The organism is Paraburkholderia sp. GAS199, from assembly GCF_050436585.1.
Taxonomy (GTDB): domain Bacteria; phylum Pseudomonadota; class Gammaproteobacteria; order Burkholderiales; family Burkholderiaceae; genus Paraburkholderia.
This window is the reverse complement of record NZ_JBNDMM010000004.1, coordinates 522,591-547,169: the sequence shown is the minus strand read 5'-3', so window position 1 is coordinate 547,169 and position 24,579 is coordinate 522,591. Positions and strand designations below refer to the sequence as shown.

The window sequence follows — 24,579 nt, the reverse complement described above, 5'->3', positions numbered from 1 at the left end:
TTCTTTACGCGGCAAACAAAAAAACCGCCCGAGGGCGGTTTTTTTGTTTCTGTGGTCGTTGGAACGGTTAGAACAGCCCGCGGTAACGGCTGTGCTATTCGGCAGGTTACCGCGCGAATGACTGCACGTAGGATGCAGGCGTCATCGCGCGGCAAGCCGCCGCGTCAAACCATCAACCCAGCCAGCGACGCGCGTTCTGGAACACGCGCATCCACGGACTTGCGTCGGTGCTGCCCTCGCCCCAGCCTTCCGGATGCCAGCTCATCTGCACCGCGCGATGCACGCGCTCGGTGTGCGGCATCAGCACGGTGAAGCGGCCGTCTTGCGTGGTGACCGACGTGATGCCCTGCGGCGATCCGTTCGGGTTGAACGGATACTGCTCGGTTGCCTGACCACGGTGATCGACGTAACGCATTGCCACCGCCACCTTCGACGCGTCGCCCTGCTGCGAGAAGTCGGCAAAGCCCTCGCCGTGCGCAATGGCCACCGGGATGCGCGAGCCTTCCATGCCGGCGAAGAAGATCGACGGCGAGCTTTGCACTTCCACTAGCGAGAAACGCGCCTCGAATTTCTCCGACTTGTTGCGCGTGAACTTCGGCCATGCTTCGGCGCCGGGAATCATGGACGCGAGACTGCTCATCATCTGGCAGCCGTTGCAGATGCCCAACGCGAACGTGTCTTCGCGGCCGAAGAACGCGGCGAACATGTCGGCGAGTTGCGAATTGAAGCGGATGGCTTTCGCCCAGCCTTCGCCCGCACCGAGCGTGTCGCCGTACGAGAAGCCGCCGCAAGCCACCGCGCCGGCGAAGTCCGCCAGGTTGGCGCGGCCCGCCAGCAGGTCGCTCATGTGGACGTCGTGCGCGTCGAAGCCGGCGCGGTCGAATGCGTAAGCGGTTTCGAGGTGCGAATTCACGCCCTGTTCGCGCAGGATCGCCACTCGCGGACGCGCGCTCTTGCCGACGAACGGCGCGGCAACGTCTTCCGCCGGGTCGAAGCTCAAGACCGGCGAGATGCCCGGATCGGCCACGTCGGACAGCGCGTCGTATTCGGCGTCGGCACAGGCCGGGTTGTCGCGCAGACGCGAAATGCGCCAGCTCACTTCGCTCCAAGTGCGATGCAGTTCCGTGCGCGGCGCTTCGTAGATCTTCTTCGCGTCGCGGTAGATTTCGATCGTGTCGCGGTCGTTGATCTTGCCGATCACGTGCGAGCACGTGGACAAACCGTGTTCGCGCAGCGCCGCCAGTACGACATCGCGCTCGGCCGCGCGCACCTGAATCACCGCGCCCAGTTCTTCGTTGAAGAGCGCGCGGATGGTGCGATCTTCGCGGCGGCCGCTGGTCTGCTTGGCCCAGTCTTTCGCGTCGCCGTAATCGGATTCGTGATGCGGATCGAGCACCAGCATGTCGACGTTCAGCGACACGCCGACGTGACCCGCGAACGCCATTTCGCACACCGTGGCCCACAGGCCGCCGTCGGAGCGGTCGTGGTAAGCGAGCAGCTTGCCGTCGCTGTTGAGCGCCTGGATGGCGGTGAAGAAGCGCTTGAGGTCTTCGGCGTCGTCGACGTCGGGCACCGTGTCGCCGACCTGTTGCGTGACCTGCGCGAGGATACTACCTCCCAGACGATGCTTGCCGCGGCCGAGGTCGATGGCGATTAGCACGGAGTCGCCCACGCCTTCCGCGCCGCTTGCGCGACGCAGTTGCGGCGTGAGGTGACGGCGCACGTCTTCGACCGGCGCGAACGCCGAAATGATGAGCGAGACCGGCGCGACCACTTCCTTGGCGACACCGCGGTCTTGCCACTTGGTACGCATGGACAGCGAGTCCTTGCCGACCGGAATGCTGATGCCGAGCGCCGGGCACAGTTCCATGCCGATCGCCTTGACGGTGTCGTACAGGGCAGCGTCTTCACCCGGCGCGCCGCATGCGGCCATCCAGTTCGCCGACAGCTTCAGCTTGTCCAGCGACGCGATCGGCGCCGCCGCGATGTTGGTCACCGCCTCGCCGACCGCCATGCGGCCCGATGCGGGGGCGTCGATCACGGCGAGCGGCGTGCGCTCGGCCATGGTCATCGCCTCGCCGCGGAAACCGGCGTAGTCCATCGTGGTGATGGCGACGTCCGCCACCGGCACCTGCCACGGACCGACCATCTGGTCACGCGCGGTGGTGCCGCCCACCGAGCGGTCGCCGATGGTGATGAGGAACGACTTGCTCGCCACCGTGGGATGACGCAGCACGCTCACCGCCACTTCCGGCAGCGAGATATTGGTGACGTCCACCGGCTCGAGCTTCTGCTCGACGCGCGTGACATCGCGATGCATGCGCGGCGCCTTGCCGAGCAGCACTTCCATCGGCATGTCGACCGGCTCGTGAGCCACGCCTTCGCCCGCTTCAGGATCGAGCACCTTCAACTGACGCTCGGCCGTGGCCGTGCCGACCACCGCGAACGGGCAACGCTCGCGCTGGCACATGGCTTCGAAGGCAGGCAGATCGGCCGGCGCGATGGCCAGCACGTAACGCTCCTGCGCTTCGTTCGACCAGATTTCGCGCGGTGACAAACCGCTCTCTTCGAGCTGGATCTTGCGCAGATCGAAGATCGCGCCCTTGCTCGCGCCGTCCACCACTTCGGGGAACGCGTTCGAGAGACCGCCCGCGCCGACGTCGTGAATGCTCAGGATCGGATTCTTCTCGCCGAGTTGCCAGCACGCGTTGATGACTTCCTGCGCACGGCGCTCGATTTCCGGATTGCCACGCTGAACCGAATCGAAGTCGAGTTCGGCGGTGTTCGTGCCGGTGGCCATGGAACTTGCCGCACCGCCGCCCATGCCGATGCGCATGCCGGGACCGCCGATCTGGATCAGAAGCGAACCTTCCGGCAGATCGTGCTTGTGAGTGTGCTGATCCGAGATGTTGCCGATACCGCCCGCGATCATGATCGGCTTGTGATAGCCGCGCACCAGACCCGCGACATTCTGTTCGTAAGCGCGGAAATAACCGCCCAGATTCGGACGGCCGAATTCGTTGTTGAACGCGGCGCCGCCGAGCGGCCCGTCGATCATGATCTGCAGCGGCGACGCGATGCGATCGGGACGGCCGTACGCTTCGTGCGACTCGTTCGGATTGCGGTGCGCAAGTGGTTGCGCGGCGTCGCGCGCGTTTTCCCATGCCTCGACGCCGTCCGGCAATTCCAGATTCGACACTGTGAAGCCCGCCAGACCCGCCTTCGGACGCGCGCCGCGGCCGGTTGCGCCTTCGTCGCGGATTTCACCGCCCGCGCCGGTGGAGGCGCCCGGGAACGGCGAAATGGCCGTGGGGTGATTGTGCGTTTCCACCTTCATCAAGGTGTGCGTGAGCTCGACGTTGCGACGGTAGTGTTCCGGCAGTTCGTGCTCGCCGAGTTCGGCCGCCGTACGCGGGAACCAGCGCTCGGCCACGCCGCCGGCCATGATCGCCGAGTTATCCGAGTACGCGACGATCGTGCCCTGCGGATTGAGCTTCTCGGTGTTGCGGATCATGTTGAACAGCGAGATGTCCTGCTTCTCGCCGTCGATGGTCCAGTCGGCGTTGAAAATCTTGTGACGGCAGTGCTCGCTGTTGGCCTGCGCGAACATCATCAGTTCGACGTCGGTCGGGTTGCGGCCAAGTTTGGTGAACGCGTTCACCAGGTATTCGATTTCGTCTTCCGCGAGCGCTAGGCCGAGTTCCGTGTTCGCCGTTTCCAGCGCGCCGCGGCCGTTGCCCAGCACGTCGACGGTTTGCAGCGGCTTGGCCGGCAGTTCGTCGAACAGATGCAGCGCGTGATCGCGCGAAGGCGACACGCTCTCGGTCATGCGGTCGTGCAGCGCCGCGACGACCGCCGCGCGCGCTTCTTCGGAGAGCGCCTTCTTGCCGCCGAGCAGGCCGCTTTTCAGCGTGACCGTGTACTCGACGCCGCGCTCGATACGGCGCACCTGCGTGAGGCCGCACAGATGGGCGATGTCGGTCGCCTTGCTGGCCCACGGCGACACCGTGCCGAAACGCGGCACCACGAGGAAGGTTTCAGCCGTGCCGCGCTCTTTCGTTTCTTCGAGCGGATCGCCGTAATGCATCAGCGCTTCGATTTTGGCGTTGTCTTCCGCGGACAGCGGAGTCTGCGCGTTGACGAAGTGCAGGTACTGCCCGCGTACGCCGGTAATGTTGGCGTCGATGCGCGTGAGCGTGTCGAGCAGGCGGGTTTGACGGAAATCGGAAAGGGCCGAAGCGCCGGGGAAACACGAGAAGTGGGCCATGGACTTGACGTTGCGTCTATGAGTCGCGCGTGAAGGCGACGTGAGGCGGAAGGGAAGTCCGAGATTATAACCCGGGAACGCGCCTCCAGCGGGCATGGCGCTGCGCTTTCGGGCGACCGCGAGGCTTGCGCGGACGGCTCGCCCGGGCGCCGCGGCAAGCCCCGGCGGTCGCGCTTGCGTGGCCGGGCGCCGTCTTTGACTGCTATCATTCGCCCTTTCACCAGATCGGCGCGAATCGGCCGGCCGTTACGGCCACCGCGCCGCATGCCACGCTTGACGGGGAACGCGCAGCTCGGCGTCCCGCCGGCAAATCGAATCAGAACATGGATGTCATCGTCATTGGCGGCGGGATAGTCGGCGTCGCCACCGCTTATCAACTGCGCGCGGCCGGTCACCGGGTATGCGTCGTCGAGCGTCACGCCACCGTCGCGCAAGGCGCAACCTATGGCCACGGCGGCACCGTGCTGCCCACGCCGCTCGACGTCTGGTTCGGCCCGACCTTCATGGCGAGCCGACAGTCGGCGAAAAACGGCGTCATCAGCAAACCCGGCTTCAATGGGCCGGCACGCCAGTTCATCAAACAGTTGACCGAATTGCAGGACCCCGAGGCTTTCGGGCGGCAGTACGCGCGGCTGCGTCCGCTGATCGAGCTGTCGCGCGACGCGATGGCCGACATGGAGGCGCGTTTCGCGCTCGAATACGAACAGGCGAGCGGCCTGCTCTACCTCGTGCGTTCGCCGCACGAGTGGGAACAGACGCAGCCGGCGCTGGACATCCTGCGTCAGTACGAAGTGCCGCATCACGTGCTGACGCCGGCCGAATGCGCGGCCTTCGAACACTCCGTGCCGACCGATCCGGAATTCGCCGGCGGCATCCTGTTCGATCAGGAACGCACCGCCAATTGCCCGCTGTTCGCCAAGCTCATCAAGCAGACGCTCGACAACCAGGGCGGCGTGCAGTTCATGTTCGGCTGCGAGGTCTCGTCCATACGCCTCGAAGGCCAGCGCGCTTCGGTGGAACTGGCGCCGCGTCCGGGCGCGGCTTCCCGTTCCCGCGAAGTCGATGTGATTCATGGCGACGCGGTCGTGGTCGCGGCCGGCCACGGCAGCCTGCCGCTGCTCGAACGGCTGGGTCTGCGTCTGCCGCTGCATCCACTGCGTCTGCATAACCTGGTGGCGCCCATCGCGCACGAGGAATGCGCGCCGCATGTCGCCATTGTCGACGCGGTCAAGCGGATCGCGATCAGCCGCATGAACCAGCGCCTGCGCATCGCGGGCGGCGCCGTGCTGCAAAGTGCAAGCCAGATCGACAAGCCGCTTGGCGAATCGCTGACGAAAGAAGCCCTCGCGCTGCTCGGCCAGGCGACCCACGACTGGATTCCGGGCGCCGCACGCATTTCGGCGGCGCTGCCCTGGGAAGGCGTCAAGCTGCTGTCGCCGGACGGCCTGCCCGTGATCGGCAACGCGCTGCATCCACGGCTCTTCGTGAACCTGGGTCATGGTCCGGCGGGCTGGGGCGTGGCATGCGGCGCGGGCAAATTGGTCGCCGAAATCGTGTCGGGCCGCACACCGGATGTGCCGGCGGACACGCTGGCCGCGTTTCGCGCCGACCGGTTCTGAACGCTTCTGAGCGCTTCAGGCACGGCGGGCCGGGCGCGCCATGCGCGCGGCCCGTGCATCCTCGCTCAGACACGTTTACCGTGACTGATGCAACTGGACGTGGCGTGAATCGCCCAACCTGAACTCGCGCCAGACCTGCACCGGCATATTCACCACAACCGCTGTTATCTCGCACATTGCCGTCCGGCCGTCACGCGCGACCGTCATCGGCACTAACATAGTGGCTCCGACATGCTCCCACCGTGCAACGGTGACATCAGGCCGCCATGACCGACTCCGCCTTCCCTGCTCTGCCCACGCTGCTGTCTCCCCGTAACCGCGCTATTGCGTTGCTCACGCAAACCGATCTGCGCATTCTCGAGACGCAAGCGGCGGCGGCGCTGCCACCCCATACGCTGATGTCGCGCGCGGGCGAGGCAGCCGCCAGCTTCCTGCTCGAACAGATCACCCGCGACACCTCGGTCGAGCGCGCAAAACATAAGGTCTGGCTGATCGCCGGCCCCGGCAACAACGGCGGCGACGCGCTCGTCCTGGCCAGGTTGCTGCACGAGGCGGGCGTCGCGGTCGAGCTGTGCATGCCGGTCGAAGTCAAACCCGACGACGCCCGCTGGGCACTCGAAACGGCGCGCGCTGCGGGCGTCGTCATCGCGACGGAACCGCCCGCGTCGTTCGACGACTATACCTGTCTCGTCGACGGTATGTTCGGCATCGGCCTCGCGCGCCCGCTCGAAGGCGTGTTCGCCCGCGTCGCGCGGCAACTGTCGCAACGAGCCACGACGCGCCCGCGAAAAGGCGGCGTCCTCGCGCTGGACGTTCCGAGCGGCCTCGACGGCGACACCGGCACGGTGGTGGCGGCCGGCGTCAGCGGCAACGACGGCCATGCGGTCAAGGCGACCCACACCCTCACCTTCATCGGCGCCAAACCGGGCCTGTTCACCGCGCAAGGCCGCGATCTCGCCGGATCGGTGACCGTGGCGCCGATCGGCATCGACAGCACCGCACGCGCCGGCATCCAGCTCAACGCGCCGGAACTCTTCGCCGCGTTCCTGCCGCCGCGCGACTTCGCCACCAACAAGGGCAGCTTCGGCAGCCTCGCCGTGGTCGGCGGCGACACCGGCATGTGCGGCGCGCCGATTCTGGCATCGCGCGCCGCGCTCTACACCGGCGCCGGCAAGGTGCACGTCGCGCTGCTGGGCGACGGCGCGCCGCCTTACGATCCGCCGCATCCGGAACTGATGCTGCACGCTATCGACGCTTTGCCGCTCGACAAAATGGACGCGCTGGCGGTTGGCTGCGGCATGGGTCATCGCGAGCGCGCCACCCAGGTCATGCACGACGTGCTGCCGCTCGACGTCCCCAAACTGTTCGACGCCGACGCGCTGAACCTGATCGCGAAAGACCCCTCGCTCGCCGCCGCAGTCACAGCGCGTGGCGTGCAGGGCGATCCGTGCGTGCTGACGCCGCATCCGCTCGAAGCCGCCCGTCTGCTCGGCACCGACGCGCCCGGCGTGCAGCGCGACCGTCTCGCCGCGGCACGCGCGCTCGCGGCACGCTTCGCGGGTGTCATCGTGCTGAAAGGCACGGGCACGATCATCGCCGCCCCGGACGGACGCCTCGTGGTCAATCCGACCGGCAACGCGGCACTCGCGACCGGAGGCACCGGCGACGTGCTCGGCGGCATCATCGGCGCACTGCTCGCGCAGCACCTGCCGCCGTTCGAGGCCGCGCTCGCCGGCGTGTATCTGCACGGCCTCGCCGCCGACACGCTGAGCGCGCAAGGCGACGGCCCCGCCGGTCTCACCGCGGGCGAACTCGCGCCCATGGTCCGCACGCTGCTCAACCGGCTGTTCTATCCTTCAGTGGATTGAGCGGACCGCGCGTCCCACACTGTGCGCGCGATGTCCAAACCGCTGCCGCCTGTCACGCAAGGCCGCTATACTGGTTGACTGCGCCGCGCGTCATTGTCTGCCGCGGGTTGCCACGAACTCCAGCACGCCCGTTCGTCACGGAACCGGCTCGCGACGTTCGCCGCAATCTGCAGCGAACCTGGCCGCGCGGCATCGCTCTAACAGCATCGTTGCATCATCCTCGGCCGCGCTTCACGCGCACGCCTTTCTCATGCCTCTTCGTTAGACGGACGCTATGACGCAGAACTCGCTCCCCACCTGGTCCTCGCTGCAAACGCATTACGAGAAGATTCGCGATGCGCATCTGCGCGACTGGTTCGCCCCCGAGAACGATCCCGCGCCCACCCGCGCCGAACGCTTCGCGTTCGCAGGTGGCGGTCTCACCGCCGACTTCTCGAAGAACCGCATCACCGACGAAACCCTGAAGCTGCTCGTGCAACTCGCGCGCGAAGCCGGCGTGGAAAAACGCCGCGACGCCATGTTCGCGGGCGAGGTCGTCAACCCGACGGAAGGCCGCGCCGCGTTGCACACGGCCCTGCGCGCCACCGACCCGAAAGCACCTTTCCATGCGCAGGTGCAGGCCGAACGCGCCAAAATGGCCGCCTTCGCCGACAAGGTCCGCAGCGGCGAATGGACGGGCTACACCGGCAAGCGCATCCGCTACGTCGTGAATATCGGCATCGGCGGTTCGGACCTCGGTCCGAAGATGGTCGTGCATGCGTTGCATCACCTCGCCACGCCGGAGATCACCACGCATTTCGTCTCGAACGTAGATGGCGCCGATCTGTACAACGTGTTGCAGCAGATCGATCCGGAAGAAACGCTCGCCATCATCGTCTCCAAGACGTTCACCACGCTCGAAACCATGACCAACGCGCGCTCGCTGCGCGACTGGTTCGTCGAGAAAGGCTGTCCGGAAAACGCGTTGTCGAAGCACTTCGTGGGCGTGTCGGCGAATCCGGCCGAGGTGGTCAAGTTCGGCATCGCCAAAGAGAACGTGTTCGAGATGTGGGACTGGGTCGGCGGCCGCTACTCGCTGTGGTCGGCGGTGGGTCTGTCGATCATGATCGCGATCGGACCGCAGCAGTTCGGCGAACTGCTGGCCGGCGCCAACGAGATGGATCAGCATTTCCGCGACGCACCGCTCGAGAAGAATCTGCCGGTACTGCTCGGCATGATCGGCATCTGGTATCGCAACTTCTTCGGCTCGCAAAGCTATCTCGTCGCGCCGTACTCTGAAGCACTGCACTTCCTGCCGTCGTATCTGCAACAACTGGAGATGGAAAGCAACGGCAAGTCGGCGCGACTCGACGGCGCGATGGTCGACTATCCGACGGCTGCCGTGACGTGGGGCGAACCGGGCACGAACGGTCAGCATGCATTTTTCCAGATGCTGCACCAGGGGCCGACCATCGTCCCGATCGACTTCATTGCCGTGTTGACGCCGGAGCATCCGCTCGCCAACCATCACGCCAAACTGCTGGCCAACTGCTTTGCGCAAAGCGAAGCGCTCATGCTCGGCCGTACGCTCGAGGAAGCGAAGAAAGTGGCCGGCGCCGACAAGCCCGAGCTTGCTCCGCACCTGGTTTTCCCGGGCAATCGTCCCACCAGCACGCTGATCGTGAACGCGCTGACCGCGCGCTCGCTGGGCGCATTGATCGCGCTGTACGAGCACAAGGTGCTGGTGCAGGCGTCGGTGTGGAACATCAATCCGTTCGATCAGTGGGGCGTGGAACTCGGCAAGATTCTCGGCAAAGTAGTCGAGGCCGATCTGACCGCCGCCAGCGTCGACGAAAAGAAGCACGACTCGTCGACCTCGGCGCTGATCGCGCGCGCACGGGCGGCATTGAAGAAGTGATGCCGCGATGTGCCTGATCGCGCGCCCCGATAGGTAGATCGGGGCAAACAGAAAGCGGACCCTTGCGGTCCGCTTTTTTTACGCGAGGCGTCCTGCTTCGATCGTGACCGTGGAATCGCAACGTCGCGCAAGTTCGATATCGTGCGTGACCAGAATGAGCGTTGCGCCGTTCGCGCGATTCATCTGGAACATCAGATCGATGACGGCATGGCCCGTGGCGGCATCGAGACTGCCCGTGGGTTCGTCCGCAAAGAGAATGGCCGGATGCGTGACGAAGGCGCGTGCAAGCGCGACACGTTGCTGCTCGCCGCCGGACAACAGCTTGGGGTAATGGCCCGTGCGTTGACCCAGGCCCACCTGCTCCAGAAAACCGCGCGCCCGCTCGGCCGCCTCACGCGTACCGACGCCGCCTTGCAATTCGAGCGGCAACGTGACGTTCTCCAGCGCGGTGAGATGCGGCATCAACTGGAACGACTGGAACACAAAGCCCACCGAGCCGCTGCGCAGCGCCGCGCGCTCGTCTTCGTTCAACTCGCCGAGTTCGCGCCCGAGCAACCGAACCGAGCCGGAGCTCGCGCTGTCCAATCCTGCGAGCAAGCCGAGCAGCGTAGACTTGCCCGAGCCGGACGCGCCGACGATCGCCACACTGCTGCCTGCCTCGATGGCAAGATCGATGTTGTCGAGAATTGTCAGTTCGCCCGTTGCATCCTTAACCTTCTTACACAAGCCCCGCACTTCAATGACTGGATCAGTTTTGTTTAGCATGGTGAAGCGTAGGTTGAACATGCGCGCCGACAGGTCTCGCGCCACGGCGCTGACTACGGCAATCGGCTCGGCCGTGCTGGCCGCAACCCTCTTTTCATTGCCCCTCGCCGTGCGGGCAGCCAACACGCCCGAGCAAGCCAGGCCGGTGATCGTCGTGCTCGGCGACAGCATCTCGGCCGAGTACGGCCTGCCCCGCGACACCGGCTGGGTTGCACTGATGCGCCAGCGTCTCACCGACGAGCGAATCGATTATAGCGTCGCCAATGCAAGCATCAGCGGCGACACCACGAGCGGCGGACGCGCCCGTCTGCCGGCCCTGATGCAACGTCTGAAGCCCAGCATCGTGATCGTCGAACTGGGCGCCAACGACGCTCTGCGCGGCGTGCCGCTCTCCACGACCGAAGACAACCTGCGCACGATCATCGAGCAGGCCCAGCAAGGTCACGCGAAGGTCGTGCTGGTGGGCATGTATGTACCACCTAATTACGGCCCGGACTACACGCAGAAGTTCCATGGCGTGTACGACCAGTTGTCCCAGCAATTGCGCGTGCCGCTGGTGCCGTTTCTGCTCGCCGGCATCGCCGACAAACCCGACATGTTTCAGGCCGATCAGATTCATCCGACCCAGCAGGCACAGCCAGTGCTACTCAACAACGTGTGGCCAGCCGTCAAGCCACTCCTTCGCACAACAGGTTCTGCGCATTAACCGCGCGTCGGCCTGTTTCCAGTAATTGGGGGACGCGGATCGGCACCGTCGATCAGACTGTCCAAATCCCGCGACCCCAGCTCGAATTTGAGCGACTTCTGAGGAGATAACGTGAAATACCTACCGTTAATCGCTTTGACCGTGGCAATTTCCGCCTGCGCCGCTCAACCGCCCGCTGGCGTCCAGTCGGTCGGCCAAAGCCAGCAACCCCCGAAGGCCGTCGCAACCTGCATCGCGCAGAAATGGGCCGACAATTCGCAGCAGCAAGTGGTCTCGCAAGATACGCTTGCCAACGACCAGGCCATGGACGTCTACGTTCCGGGCCAGCAACCGCCTAACGGCGCAGCCGCGGTGGTTCGTCCGTCGTATTCCGGTAAGGGCACCTGGGTTGGCTTCCGCGCCAACGGCGGTGCCGGCAGCGATGCCACGGGCGCGATCAGCGGCTGCCTGTAAGGCATTCCGAAGACGCATCCGCAGCAAGTCTTTGACGGCGTGAGATTCGCGCCGTCAAACAAAAAAGCCCCGCAATTGCGGGGCTTTTCTGTTTCTGGCCTATCACGGCAACTTAGTCGCCGCTTGCCTGTGCATTGCTGCTGTCCAGCGAGCCGAAGAATTTGACCTTCGAGCGCGCGCGCACTGCCTGTACGTAGGCTTCGGCTTCAGACTGCGACTCGACCTGCGCGATCTGCTGCTGCGCCGCCGCAAGACGCTGCGGATCGGTCGGCGCGCTTGCCACGACTGAATTCACGCGATAGATCGCGTAACCGTCGTCGCCGAGGTCGACACCCACGTAAGCCGGCAATTTTTGCGCATCCGCTTTGTAGATTGCGCTCAGTGCTGCGGGCGGAACGCCTTGCGCGTCGTTGCGCGACACCTTCAGCGGCGACGAGAATCCCGCCGTCGATTTCGACTTCTCGAAATCGGCCAGCTTGGCAATGCCGTCCTTATGCGCCGCTTCGTTCGACTGCGCGGCGATCACCTTCTGACGCACGGCGTCTTTCACCGCGTCCAGCGACGGCACGGCCGCGGCCTTGTAGTCCGTCACGTGCGCCGCGATCAGCGTGTTACCGCCGACGTCGACCGCTTGCGTGTTGTTGCGCGCCGTCACCGAGTCGTTTGCAAAGACCGCGGCAAGGAACTTGGCATTGTTCAACGGGCTGTCAGGCGGCAGTTTCGGGTCCGGTTGCGGCGAGACCGTGGCGGTCTGCACTTGCAACTTGTACTTGTCGGCTGCCGGCTGCAAGCTCTTCGCTTTTTCATAGACGAGCGACGTGAAGCCTTCCGAGTCGTCGCTGAATGCCTTGCCGGCCTGCTGCGTTTTCACGTCCTTCGCGATCTGGTCCTTCACTTCGTCGAACGGCTTCGTGACCGCCGGCTTCACGTCCGTCACCTTGACGATGTGATAGCCGAAATCCGTCTGCACGATGCCGCTGACTTCGTCTTTCTTGAGGCCGAAAACAGCGTCGTCGAAAGCCTGACCGCCGGCGATCATGCCGCGCCCGAAGTAACCCAGGTCACCGCCCTTCGACGCCGAACCGGGATCCTGCGAATTCTGCTGGGCGATCTGCGCAAACTGGTCCGGATGCGCCTTGATCTGCGCGAGCAGGTCTTCGGCCTTCTGCCTGGCCTTCGCTTTATCGGCGGCGCTCGCGTCTTTCGGCGCGGCGATCAGGATGTGGCTCGCGCGCACCTGACCATCCGTGCGGTAATGCGCGATGTTGTCGTCGTAGTACTTCTTCAGATCGGCGTCGCTCGGCTGCACGTTAGCCGACAACGTAGCCGGCGACAGCACCAGATACTGGATGCTTGCCGTCGCGGGCGTCGCGAATTCGTTGCGATGAGCGTCGTAATAGGCTTGCAGTTGCGCGTCGGTCGGCTGGATTTTTGCTGCGTAGTCGCGCGGATGGAACGCGATGCCCTGCACTTCGCGCTGCTGCTCGGCCAACTCGGTGAGATGCTGCGCCAACGTCTTCGACGTGAATGCGCTGCCCTGAATGGAAGCCGGCAGTTGCTGCGTGGCGATGCTATAGCGAACCCGTTCGTCGTACTGATCGGGCGTCATGCCTTGCATGGCGAGCAACTGTTTGTAGCGGTCCACGTCGATCGAACCGTCGGCGTTTTTCAGCGACGAGATAACCGGATCGTTTAGCAGCACGCGACGTACTGCGTCGTCGGAAGCCGTGAGATGCAGACGCTGCGTTTCATCGGCCAGCACGCGCTGCTCGATGAGACCGTCGAGCATTTCGCTGCGACGTTCCGGCGTATCGAACGACTTCATGTCGAACTGCGCGCCGAGCATCTGACGAGCGCGATCGAGTTGCTGACGCATCGCGTCGTCATACTCTGCACGGGTAATCTTGTGGCCGTTCACGCTCGCGACGTTTGCGCTTTCGTCAAAGAAGCCGCGGAAGCCTTGAATACCGACAAAACCCAACCCCGGCACAATGACGAGGATGAGCATGAACATCATCAGGCGTTTGTGATTACGGAAAAAATCGAGCATGCGTAAGGGGTGCCAAAAACAGAACGCCCGATCTTACAACAGCGGGCAATAAAAAAGGCGAACCGGAGTTCGCCTTTCGAGGATACTGGCGGAGTGGACGGGACTCGAACCCGCGACCCCCGGCGTGACAGGCCGGTATTCTAACCGACTGAACTACCACTCCTAATACTGCAATTGCGCTGCGCCGAAACACTGACCTGAATCTGAAACTGGTGGGTGCTGAGAGGCTCGAACTCCCGACCTACGCCTTGTAAGGGCGCCGCTCTACCAACTGAGCTAAGCACCCGTTTCACTATTCAGCGTGCTTCTGCATTTACTGCCTGAATTCCTCAAGCAGCAAGCCCATTAGTTTAGCGCATCCTTCAGAGCTTTGCCAGGCCTAAATTTGGGAACCTTGGCCGCCTTGATTTTGATTGCTGCGCCGGTGCGCGGATTGCGTCCGGTGCGTGCCGTGCGCTTGCCGACTGCGAACGTGCCGAAACCAACCAGCGTAACCGAACCGCCCTTCTTCAACGTACCCTTGACGCCACCGATCACAGCATCCAATGCACGGCCCGCCGCAGCCTTCGAAATGTCCGCTTGCTGTGCAATGTGATCGATTAATTCCGTCTTGTTCATTCCTAACCCCCGAGAATGTTATGGCAATCGTGACGGCGCTTTTCAGCGCCTGATATCACGCGGCTGGCGGGTAACGCCTAGCCGCCTCATTAGAATGGGCCGAAACCCTTGTGTCAAGCGGGGTTGAGCCTGATTCGGACGCTTTCGCGAAGCCTCGATTGTCACCAATTCTTGCAGCCTCGAAGACGCGAGCAAGTCATTGATGATCTGCCGAAGGCAATGCTCAAAAAAGTTGGGAAGATCAGACGCGACCCGATGACTCGACATGTTCCAGCCAAGAAAAAACCCGCGGCCTGAGCCGCGGGTTTTTTTCCAGCAGACGCTTTAGATACGAAGCGCTTTAGTGCTTGACGACTTCTGTCGCTGCGCCGTCCTTGCCGGGTTCAGCTGCAACCGGCGCTGCCGGCTTCGGCTCTTCTTCCGGCAAAGCCTGCGGTACACGTTCGAGCGCAAGTTCGAGCACCTTGTCGATCCAGCGGACCGGCACGATTTCGATTGCGTTCTTCACGTTGTCCGGAATCTCCGTCAGATCCTTAACGTTTTCTTCCGGAATCAGCACCAGCTTGATACCGCCGCGATGCGCCGCGAGCAGCTTTTCCTTCAGGCCGCCGATCGGCAGAACTTCACCACGCAACGTGATTTCGCCCGTCATCGCGACGTCGGCGCGCACCGGAATACCGGTCAATACCGACACCAGCGCGGTGGTCATCGCAATACCGGCAGACGGACCGTCTTTCGGTGTCGCGCCTTCCGGCACGTGGATGTGAATGTCCTGCTTCTCGAAGGCTTCGTCCTTAATACCGAGACGGCGCGAGCGCGAACGAACCACCGAGCGTGCTGCCTCGACCGATTCCTTCATCACGTCGCCGAGCGAACCGGTGCGAATCACGTTGCCCTTACCCGGCATCACTGCGGCTTCGATGGTCAGCAGATCGCCGCCCACTTCCGTCCACGCCAGACCCGTGACCTGACCAACCTGATTTTCCTTGGCGGCCAGACCGAAGTCGTACTTGCGCACGCCGAGGAACGTGTCGAGGTTGCTGCCGTCGACCTTCACCGCGCCTTCCGCCTTCTTCAGCAGAAGCATCTTCACGACCTTGCGGCAGATCTTCGACACTTCACGCTCGAGCGAACGCACGCCCGCTTCACGCGTGTAATAACGAATGATGTCGCGGATCGCGATTTCCGTCACATCGACCTCGCCATCCTTGAGGCCGTTGTTCTTCTTCTGCTTGGGCAAAAGATAACGTTGCGCGATGCTGACCTTCTCGTCTTCCGTGTACCCCGACAGGCGGATCACTTCCATCCGGTCGAGCAGCGGCGGCGGAATGTTCAGCGAGTTCGACGTTGCCACGAACATAACGTCCGACAGATCGAAGTCGACTTCGACGTAATGATCAGCAAACGTGTGGTTCTGTTCCGGATCGAGCACTTCCAGCAAGGCCGACGACGGATCGCCGCGGAAATCCTGACCCATCTTGTCGACTTCGTCGAGCAGGAAGAGCGGATTGCGCACGCCGACCTTGGTCAGGCTCTGCAGAATCTTGCCCGGCATCGAACCGATGTACGTACGACGATGGCCGCGAATCTCGGCTTCGTCACGCACACCGCCGAGCGCCATACGCACGAACTTGCGGTTCGTAGCGCGAGCGATCGACTGACCCAGCGACGTCTTACCAACGCCCGGAGGCCCGACGAGGCACAGGATCGGCGCCTTGACCTTGTCGACACGTTGCTGGACCGCGAGATACTCGAGAATGCGTTCCTTCACTTTCTCGAGGCCGAAGTGGTCTTCGTCGAGCACGCGTTCCGCATTCGAGAGGTCGTTGTTGACCTTGCTCTTCTTGCGCCACGGCAAGCCGATCAGCGTATCGATGTAGTTGCGCACGACCGTCGCTTCAGCCGACATCGGCGACATCAGCTTGAGCTTCTTCAGCTCGGCGTCGGCCTTCTTCTTGGCTTCCTTCGGCATGCGGGCAGCCGTGATGCGCTTCTCGAGTTCTTCGAGATCCGCACCTTCTTCGCCTTCGCCGAGTTCCTTCTGGATCGCCTTGACCTGCTCGTTCAGGTAGTACTCGCGCTGGCTCTTCTCCATCTGGCGCTTGACACGCCCACGGATGCGCTTTTCGACCTGCAGGATGTCGATCTCGGCTTCGAGTTGCGCGAGCAGATGCTCGAGACGCTCGATGACCGGGAACATCTCAAGGATGTGCTGCTTCTGGTCGAGCTTGAGCGGCAGATGCGCCGCGATCGTGTCGGCCAGACGACCCGCTTCGTCGATACCCGACAGCGACGTCAGGATCTCCGGAGGGATCTTCTTGTTCAGCTTCACATACTGATCAAACTGCGACACGATCGCGCGGCGCAACGCTTCGGTTTCAGCGCTGTCGGCGTGGTCGGGTTCGAGCGGCATGACTTCGCACGAGAACTGCGTTTCCTGTTCTTCGATGGAAAGCGTTTTCGCGCGCTGCAAGCCTTCGACGAGCACCTTCACGGTGCCGTCCGGCAGCTTCAGCATTTGCAGGATGTTGGCGATACACCCTACTTCGTACATGTCCTTTTCGGTCGGCTCATCTTTCGCAGCCGTTTTCTGGGCGACGAGCATGATGTGCTTGCCGCCTTCCATCGCTGCTTCGAGAGCCTTGATCGACTTCGGGCGGCCTACGAAGAGCGGAATCACCATGTGCGGGAAGACGACTACGTCACGCAGCGGGAGCAGCGGGAGCGTAATGCGTTCCGGCGGAAGGAGTTGGGTTCCTGACATTTCATTTCCCCATGAGTGGAATCAGTTCGTTCGATAGGTGAGGCCAGCAGAAAAGATTGCAAGCCTCCGCGTGTGGGAAAAGTTCAGTGACTCCGAAGGTTCAGTGACTCCATTGTGAAAACAAGCTTCCTTGACCACACGATAAACGAAAAAGCCGTTCACGTCGCCATGAACGGCTTTTTTGCATTTCCCGAAGCCGATCAGTTCGAACCCGCGACCTTGGGCGCGTCTTCGTAGATCAGCAGCGGCTTGCCGTCGCCGTCAATAACGTTGTCGTCGATGATGACCTTGCTAACGCCTTTCATCTGCGGCAAGTCGTACATCACATCAAGCAACGCCTGTTCCAGGATGGAGCGCAGACCACGCGCACCCGTCTTGCGACGAATGGCTTTACGCGCCACAGCCTGCAACGCGGCCGGGCGAATTTCAAGCTCGACGCGTTCCATGTTGAACAGCTTGTGATACTGCTTCACGAGCGCATTCTTCGGTTCGACGAGGATCTTCATCAGCGCCGTTTCATCGAGCTTGCCGAGCGTGGCAACCACCGGCAGACGGCCGATCAGTTCGGGAATCAGACCGAACTTGATCAGATCTTCCGGTTCCACTTCGCGCAGCACTTCGCCGGCGTCGCGGTCCTGCTTGCTCTTCACGCTTGCGCCAAAGCCGATACCGGTCTTCTCGGTACGATCGACGATCACCTTCTCGAGACCGTCGAATGCGCCACCGCAGATGAACAGAATGTTCGTGGTGTCGACCTGGATGAAGTCCTGATTCGGGTGCTTGCGACCGCCTTGCGGCGGCACCGACGCCATCGTACCTTCGACCAGCTTCAGCAATGCCTGCTGCACGCCCTCACCCGATACGTCGCGGGTGATGGACGGGTTGTCGGACTTGCGGCTGATCTTGTCGATTTCGTCGATATAGACAATGCCGCGCTGGGCCTTGTCGACTTCGTAGTTGCAGTTCTGCAGCAACTTCTGAATGATGTTCTCGACGTCTTCACCGACATAGCCGGCTTCCGTCAGCGTGGTTGCGTCGGCAATCACGAACGGGACGTTCAGAAGACGGGCGAGCGTCTGCGCGAGCAGGGTCTTGCCGGAGCCGGTCGGGCCGATCAGCAGGATGTTGCTCTTCGACAGTTCGATCTCGTCTTTCTTGTCGAGATGCTTGAGGCGCTTGTAGTGGTTGTACACCGCGACCGCGAGAATCTTCTTCGCGCGTTCCTGACCGATCACGTACTGGTCGAGAATTTCGCGGATTTCCTGCGGGCTTGGCAGATCGGACTTGGACAAGCCCGCCTCGATACCCGCGCCAGCTGCCTCATCGCGAATGATTTCGTTGCACAGGTCGATACATTCATCGCAGATGAACACCGACGGGCCGGCAATCAGCTTCTTCACTTCATGCTGGCTCTTGCCGCAAAACGAGCAATACAACAGCTTTTCGCTGTTAGAACCTTTCTTGTCCGCCATAGATGTGTGAGCCTCCGGACACTCGATTACATGATACGCCGTTTGTCCCTGCCTCGCAGTTTGGGCGCGGCAGAGCTTGAGCCAGGATAACGGCGTTTGCCGCAGGCGCTCGGACGATTCTTGATTATTTCACAAAGACCCGGCGAGAGATTTGCCCCGTTATGGGGCAAATCTGCACCAGATCAAGGACGCTTGTGCGCCACCTGATCGACCAGACCGTAAGCTTGCGCATCGTCGCCGGACATGAAGTTGTCGCGGTCGGTATCGCGTGCAATACGCTCGACGGGCTGACCCGTGTGATGCGCGAGCAGGTGATTCAGACGCTCCTTCAGGTACAGAATTTCTCGTGCCTGAATTTCGATGTCCGACGCCTGACCACGCGCGCCACCCAGCGGCTGGTGAATCATCACGCGCGAGTTAGGCAAAGCAAAACGCTTGCCCTTGGCGCCGGCTGCGAGCAGGAACGCGCCCATGCTGGCGGCGAGGCCCATGCACAGCGTGGAAACGTCCGGCTTGATGAATTGCATCGTGTCGTAAATCGCCATGCCCGCCGAGACCGAACCGCCCGGGCTGTTGATGTAGAAACTGATGTCTTTGTCCGGATTTTCGCTTTCGAGGAACAGCATCTGCGCGACGACGAGATTCGCCGTCTGGTCGTTCACTTCGCCGACCAGAAACACGATGCGCTCTTTCAGCAGGCGCGAGTAGATGTCATACGAGCGCTCACCCCGGCCGCTCGTTTCCACGACGATCGGCACCAGTCCGAGCGCCTGCGCTTCGAGATCCCGGGACGACTGGGAGGTCAACGTGTCCAGCATTTGGGCGCGAAAGGTCATGCAATGGATCCTTGTCTGGAAATATTCTAAATATTAGATGCTAGACAGGTGTGGTCGACGAGCCCGGTTTCAAGTGAGCGACCAGTGCACACGCGCCGCGCAACGACATGCAAAACGCAATACACATTCACTACACAAAAAAACGGCGTGCGGGCCGTCGCTCCGACAGCCGGCACGCCGTTGCAGCGACGCTTACGCTTGCGCCGTTGCGCTTGCCAGTTCTTCGAAGCTTACTTCCTTGTCCGTCACCTTGGCCTTGCCGAGGACGAAATCGACGACGTTTGCTTCAACGACGTACGCTTCCATTTCAGCCAGACGTTGCTGGTTGGAATAATACCAGCGGACGACTTCCTTCGGGTCCTCGTAGCTTTTTGCGAACTCGTCGACTTCGGCGCGGATCTGTTCCGGCTTTGCCTGCAGGTCGTTGGCCTTGACCAGCTCGGCCAGCACCAGACCCAGCTTCACGCGACGCTCTGCCTGTTCCTTGAACATTTCAGCCGGGATGGGTGCGTCTTTGGCGTTCGGCACGCCACGTTGCTCCAGATCCTGACGCGCCATACCGACGAGGCGTTCCTGGTCCTGTTCGATCAACGCGTTCGGCACGTCCAGTTCCGAAATCTTCAGCAGCGCGTCCATCACCTGGTTTTTGACGATGGCTTGCGTGCGGCGCTTGGCTTCGCGCTCGAGGTTATCCTTGATTTCGGCACGCATCTTGGTCAGATCGCCGTCTTCGATACCGAGCGACTTCGCGAATTCGCCGTCGATTTCCGGCAGGTGCGGCCACTCGATCTTCTTCATGGTGATCGTGAATTGAGCCGTCTTACCTGCGACGTCCTTGCCGTGGTAGTCGGCCGGGAAAGCCAGGTCGAATTCTTTCGACTCGCCGACCTTCAGGCCTGCCGCTGCCTTTTCGAATTCCGGCAGCATGCGGCCTTCGCCGAGCACGAATGCGAAGTCGTCGGCGCTGCCGCCCTGGAACACTTCACCTTCGATCTTGCCGACGAAGTCGACCGTGACGCGATCGCCATCCTTGGCTGCCGTGTCTGCGCCGCCGTCACCGTGCTCGCCGGATTCGCCGCGAGCGTGGAAGTGAACGCGCTGCTTGCGCAGGATGTCCAGCGTGCGGTCGATCTCGCCTTCGCTGATGGTCGTGGTGGTGCGCTCGATTTCAGCCGTGGCGACGTCGCCCAGCTTCACTTCCGGGTACACCTCGAACGTTGCGTCGAACGCGTAGTCGCCTTCGGTTGCGTCGGCCTTCGGCGCGAAGCTCGGCTGACCGGCAACGCGCAGGTTTTCTGCGCGGCTGATGTCGAAAAATTCCTTGCCGACCTTGTCGCTCAGCACCTCGGCTTCCACCTGGCCCGAGTACTGTTGCGTCACCATCTTCAGCGGCACCTTGCCCGGGCGGAAACCCGGCATGCGCACGTTCTTCGCGAGTTGGCGGATACGCGAGTCCACTTCCTTCTGCACGGCATCCTTCGGCAGGGAAATCGTTACGCGGCGTTCGAGCTTGCCGAGGTTTTCAACAACGTTAGCCATGGCTTCAATCGTCCTAAAATTATTCGAGCGAATCAGTTATCTTCTCCGCGCCGCCGTTCGATGCCGCATTGACGCACAGGAGGCGTTGGCTTGGCATCGATTGCGCGCCTGCGCCGCGGGCTTGCAGGCCGCCGGCAGCACGGTTGGGTCCAAAGAGCCGAATATTTTAGCAAACTATTTGCGCGCTTAGCCGGGATTCCGTGATCTGCCGTCCTTTTATCCGTTTTCCAGTGCGTTTCGGGGCCATTTTCCACATCTTTGTGGACCGTACGGGCTCCCGCTTGCCGGCTTGCGCGTCGCGGCCCGGCTGCAGCCGCCGGGCGATGCCGGCTATGCCTTTCGACATATTCAGCGCGCGCCGCCATGCTGCTAAGCTAACGGTCGCATCCGGGGCTGCGCACGTGTAGGCGCCAGCCGTCCGCCCTCGCCACGACTCCAACCATTCAGAGACACCATGCCGAATCAGCCGTCCTCGCCAGTCGTCGTCATCGCTCCCGACTCCTTCAAAGGTTCGCTCAGCGCCGAGCAGGTCGCGCAGGCAATCGCGTCCGGCATCAAGCGGGCGCGGCCCGATGCGGACGTGCGCATCTGCCCGATGGCCGACGGCGGCGAAGGCACGCTCGACGCCATGCTCACGCGCGGCGGCGAACGTCGCACGCTGAGCGTGCGCGGCGCGGCCGGTCCGGTGCGCGATGCGCTGACGGCCTTGCTGGCCGACGGCAGCGCGATCGTCGAAACGGCGGAAATCGTCGGCATTACAGATGCGGTGGGCATGGGCGTGCCGGTCGAATCGCGCAGCACGCGCGGCATGGGCGAAGCGATCGGCGCGCTGCTCGACGCCGGCGTGCGGCGCTTTTTCGTCGCCCTTGGCGGCAGCAGCACGAACGACGGCGGCGCCGGCCTGCTCTGCGGCCTCGGTCTGAAGCTGTACGACGCGCAAGGCAACGAACTCGAACCGACGCCCGAGCAACTCGGCCGCGTGGCGCGCGTCGACGCGTCGCGGCTCGATGCGCGGCTCGCGGACACATCGTTCGTCGGCATGTCGGACGTCGACAATCCGCTCACCGGCGAACACGGCGCGACAGCCGTGTTCGGTCCGCAAAAAGGCGTGAAACCGGACCAGGTGGCGAGCATCGACGCCGCGCTCGCCCGCTTCGCCGACCTGCTCGAAGCCGCGCTTGGGCGCAAGGCGCGCGATCTGCCGGGCGCGGGCGCCGCCGGCGGACTCGGCTTCGCGCTGCATATGCTGGGCGCACAGTTCGAGCCGGGCGCGGAAACCGTCGCGCGGCAAATCGGCCTCGACGATGCGCTCGAAGGTGCGAACTGGCTGATCACCGGCGAAGGCCGCTCGGACGTGCAAACGCTGCACGGCAAGGCGCCCTTCATCGCCTGCCAGCACGCGCGCGCGGCGGGCGTTCCGGCCACGCTGCTGTCCGGCGCGGTCGACTCCGCCGCCCTGCCGCGCCTCGCCGAGCATTTCGCCGGTTGCTTCTCGCCGGCGCCCGGCCCGATCACGCTCGACGTTGCCATCAGCGACGCCGCGCGCCTGCTTGCCGACGCAGCCGAACAACTCACGCGCCTGAAGTACGGCGCGCGTTGACCGGCGCAACGGTTGCGGCAACAATCACAGCGCCACGATCGATCTTTCATCACGGGAAGACCATGAAGGACTCAGCCAAAGCCGGTCTCGAGCAGTTCCTCACGTACCGTCTGCATGTCCTGAACAAACTCGCCGAACGTGGCATCGGCGAGCGCTATCAGGCCAGGCTCGGCGTCACGCTGCCGGAAGCCCGTGTGATTGCCTCGGTGGGTTCGTTCGGCCCGTTCTCGATCATGGAACTCGCGCGTCACGCGAATCTCGACAAAAGCCAGGCGAGCCGTGCCGCCGAGGCTTTGATCAAACAGGGATTGGTGAAGCGCGAACCGAGTGCCGAAGACGGCCGCGTGGTGCTGGTGTCGCTGACCGTCGAGGGACGCGCGCTGTACCGGAAAGTGATGCCGATCGCGCGCAAGTGGAACGGCGATCTGTTCGACTGTCTCGACGAAAAGGAAAAGCTCGCCTTCAGCCATGCGCTCGACAAGATCATCGACGCGATGGCCGCGCGCGACAGTTAGCCGGCAACCGGTCCGCCGTTGCCGCTGCCCGGTACATTGCTCTCGGCTGGAGGCCCGGTCGAGGCGGCCGGCGCGGTTGCCGTCGCGATCGAAGCACCAACCGCCGTGTTGGGAACAGCGCCCGCACCGGCACCTGAAGCAACACCTGCAACCCCTTCCCCGGAACCCGCCCCTGCACCCGCACCCGGCGCGCCTTGCGCAGCCGGAGCCGCATGCGCCCGGGCACCGCGCGCGAGCCGCCACGCGATGGCGCCAAGCGTGCCGACCGCGAGCAGCAAAGCCGCCCACAGCAGATAGCGGCGCAGCGCTTCCGGATGACGGGTCATCGAAAGCGCGCCGGTGTCCGGCTCTTCCGGCTGGGCCGTGCCCAGACGCGCGGGCACCACGGCCGCGGACGCGCCCATCAGCAAATCAGCACGGCTTACCGCCGTCGACGTCAGACCGGCGTTGCCCACCGCCAGCGTGAACGGCGCGTCCCCGCGCGCGACGAAAGTGAGTGTCGCCGGACGCCAGCCCACGGCAACCGTCAGCGCCCCCGCCCCCAACCCGCCGTTGCGCGTATCGACGACCACACGCCACTGCCGGTCCACATCGGCCTTGAGTTCGAGCGGCGGATTGCTCTGTTCCACGTCGCCATTGTGCAGACGGTACAGCGTGGCGCTGCCGACCTGCCGCCACGGCGCATCGAGACTCGCGCGCGAATAGACCACGGCCGGCGCGACGGTGTTCGGTTGCGGCAGGTTCAGCCGCAGACGATCGACCGGATAAGGACCGCCCGTCGAGAAATAATATTCGCCGGGTTTCGGTCCGCTGCGCGCGACGACACCTTCGCGCCACTCGCGCTGCGCGTCCTCGCGTTGCGTGCTGACCGCGTTCGCCGCGAGCACTTCGAGTTCGAGCGAGCCGATGTACGGCGCGCCGTCGAGCCAATGGACGCGCAGATAACGCGCCGGCGAGCCGATCAGCGGGACCCGGTTCTGACTCAAGGTGCTGCCGTTGTACGTGACCTTGAGCAGCTGACCGTCGCCGGCCGCTTGCCAGTTACGCAGGTCTTCGCTCGACTCGATCGAGACGCGCCCCTGGTAATTGTCGTCGCGAATATGGACCAGCAAGGCGTCCGGCTGGCCCGCGCCCGGTGTCATGCGGCCAAGGTCGATCAGGTCGGTGTCGTGCTGTTCGCGATCCGGCGGCGCGGCGGTGGCGCGCAGCGACCCGTCGGCGGCGATCGTCACGCCGAGCGGTACGCCATTGCGGCCGGTCGCACCACCGTTGCCGGAACTCGACGGTCGCAGCGGAAACCATTGCACGCTGCGCAGCACGGGCCGCGTGCGCGGCGGCTCGCGCGGCGTGTCGAGCGAGAACGGCACAGGCTCGCCTGCGCCGTTCAGCACGCGCAGGTCGCCGAGATCGCCTCGCTGGCTGGCCGCGTAGACCACGGCCGGCAGCGTCACGCTGTAGTACGCGGCGCCTTTGTCGAGGTCGAACGTGAAACGCTGCGCGAACTCGTCCGTGGCGGCGTGAACGGGCAAGCTCCACCCGCAGACAGCCAGCCCGACCCACGCAACACACGCAGGCAGACCCGCCGCGAGACGCCGCCGCGCCGCCATCAG

16 protein-coding genes and 2 tRNA genes are annotated in these 24,579 nt (G+C 63.5%); 7 read left to right on the top strand and 11 right to left on the bottom strand.

What is annotated here, in order from left to right; all coding sequences use genetic code 11:
* Window positions 1-172: 172 nt before the first annotated feature.
* Window positions 173-4,267 (bottom strand): phosphoribosylformylglycinamidine synthase, encoded by a 4,095-nt coding sequence (purL, locus tag P3T18_RS19345; RefSeq protein WP_429301548.1) that lies wholly within the window; start codon window positions 4,265-4,267, stop codon window positions 173-175.
* A 323-nt stretch (window positions 4,268-4,590) separates the two neighbouring features.
* Here purL and P3T18_RS19340 point away from each other — a divergent pair, with 323 nt between their 5' ends.
* From P3T18_RS19340 to pgi, 3 genes are all read left to right on the top strand, one after another.
* A complete protein-coding gene (locus tag P3T18_RS19340; protein WP_429301547.1) occupies window positions 4,591-5,886 on the top strand; it encodes an FAD-dependent oxidoreductase in 1,296 nt (431 codons plus the stop codon).
* A gap of 266 nt (window positions 5,887-6,152) precedes the next feature.
* On the top strand, window positions 6,153-7,754 hold the full coding sequence (locus tag P3T18_RS19335) for an NAD(P)H-hydrate dehydratase (RefSeq protein ID WP_429301546.1): 1,602 nt from the start codon (window positions 6,153-6,155) through the stop codon (window positions 7,752-7,754).
* A gap of 274 nt (window positions 7,755-8,028) precedes the next feature.
* Complete coding sequence (pgi, locus tag P3T18_RS19330; RefSeq protein WP_429301545.1) at window positions 8,029-9,651, top strand: glucose-6-phosphate isomerase; 1,623 nt, start codon at window positions 8,029-8,031, stop codon at window positions 9,649-9,651.
* Window positions 9,652-9,729: 78 nt separating this feature from the next.
* Here the strand turns inward: pgi and P3T18_RS19325 are convergent, their stop codons facing one another.
* Window positions 9,730-10,416, bottom strand: coding sequence for an ABC transporter ATP-binding protein (locus P3T18_RS19325; protein ID WP_429301544.1), 687 nt, complete (start codon window positions 10,414-10,416; stop codon window positions 9,730-9,732).
* A 19-nt stretch (window positions 10,417-10,435) separates the two neighbouring features.
* On the opposite strand from P3T18_RS19325, the gene P3T18_RS19320 reads away from it, so the two are divergent.
* The gene (locus P3T18_RS19320; RefSeq protein WP_429301543.1) at window positions 10,436-11,122 is read left to right on the top strand and encodes an arylesterase; all 687 of its coding nucleotides are present in this window, start codon (window positions 10,436-10,438) and stop codon (window positions 11,120-11,122) included.
* 111 nt (window positions 11,123-11,233) lie between these two features.
* On the top strand, window positions 11,234-11,575 hold the full coding sequence (locus P3T18_RS19315) for a hypothetical protein (RefSeq protein ID WP_429301542.1): 342 nt from the start codon (window positions 11,234-11,236) through the stop codon (window positions 11,573-11,575).
* A 112-nt stretch (window positions 11,576-11,687) separates the two neighbouring features.
* On the opposite strand, the gene P3T18_RS19310 is transcribed toward P3T18_RS19315, so the two are convergent.
* The 8 genes from P3T18_RS19310 to tig form a co-directional block, all read right to left on the bottom strand.
* The gene (locus tag P3T18_RS19310) at window positions 11,688-13,625 is read right to left on the bottom strand and encodes a SurA N-terminal domain-containing protein (RefSeq protein WP_429301541.1); all 1,938 of its coding nucleotides are present in this window, start codon (window positions 13,623-13,625) and stop codon (window positions 11,688-11,690) included.
* Window positions 13,626-13,711: 86 nt separating this feature from the next.
* Window positions 13,712-13,788: transfer RNA gene (locus tag P3T18_RS19305), tRNA-Asp, on the bottom strand.
* Between the two features lie 47 nt (window positions 13,789-13,835).
* Window positions 13,836-13,911: transfer RNA gene (locus tag P3T18_RS19300), tRNA-Val, on the bottom strand.
* Between the two features lie 59 nt (window positions 13,912-13,970).
* Entirely contained in the window at window positions 13,971-14,243 is a 273-nt protein-coding gene (locus P3T18_RS19295; protein ID WP_007585907.1) for an HU family DNA-binding protein, read from the bottom strand.
* A gap of 340 nt (window positions 14,244-14,583) precedes the next feature.
* Complete coding sequence (gene lon, locus P3T18_RS19290; RefSeq protein WP_429301540.1) at window positions 14,584-17,007, bottom strand: endopeptidase La; 2,424 nt, start codon at window positions 17,005-17,007, stop codon at window positions 14,584-14,586.
* Window positions 17,008-17,207: 200 nt separating this feature from the next.
* Complete coding sequence (clpX, locus tag P3T18_RS19285; protein WP_020065906.1) at window positions 17,208-18,479, bottom strand: ATP-dependent Clp protease ATP-binding subunit ClpX; 1,272 nt, start codon at window positions 18,477-18,479, stop codon at window positions 17,208-17,210.
* A gap of 182 nt (window positions 18,480-18,661) precedes the next feature.
* Entirely contained in the window at window positions 18,662-19,315 is a 654-nt protein-coding gene (gene clpP, locus P3T18_RS19280; protein WP_007182010.1) for an ATP-dependent Clp endopeptidase proteolytic subunit ClpP, read from the bottom strand.
* A gap of 192 nt (window positions 19,316-19,507) precedes the next feature.
* Window positions 19,508-20,854 carry a trigger factor gene (gene tig / locus P3T18_RS19275; protein WP_429301539.1) on the bottom strand — a complete coding sequence of 449 codons (1,347 nt, stop codon included), beginning with the start codon at window positions 20,852-20,854 and terminating at the stop codon, window positions 19,508-19,510.
* A 454-nt stretch (window positions 20,855-21,308) separates the two neighbouring features.
* Here tig and P3T18_RS19270 point away from each other — a divergent pair, with 454 nt between their 5' ends.
* Complete coding sequence (locus tag P3T18_RS19270) at window positions 21,309-22,454, top strand: glycerate kinase (protein ID WP_429301538.1); 1,146 nt, start codon at window positions 21,309-21,311, stop codon at window positions 22,452-22,454.
* 62 nt (window positions 22,455-22,516) lie between these two features.
* On the top strand, window positions 22,517-22,969 hold the full coding sequence (locus P3T18_RS19265; protein ID WP_429301537.1) for a MarR family winged helix-turn-helix transcriptional regulator: 453 nt from the start codon (window positions 22,517-22,519) through the stop codon (window positions 22,967-22,969).
* On the opposite strand, the gene P3T18_RS19260 is transcribed toward P3T18_RS19265, so the two are convergent.
* A complete protein-coding gene (locus P3T18_RS19260; RefSeq protein WP_429301601.1) occupies window positions 22,966-24,576 on the bottom strand; it encodes a DUF3999 domain-containing protein in 1,611 nt (536 codons plus the stop codon). The two genes, P3T18_RS19265 and P3T18_RS19260, sit on opposite strands and share 4 nt — an antisense overlap.
* Window positions 24,577-24,579 lie beyond the last annotated feature (3 nt).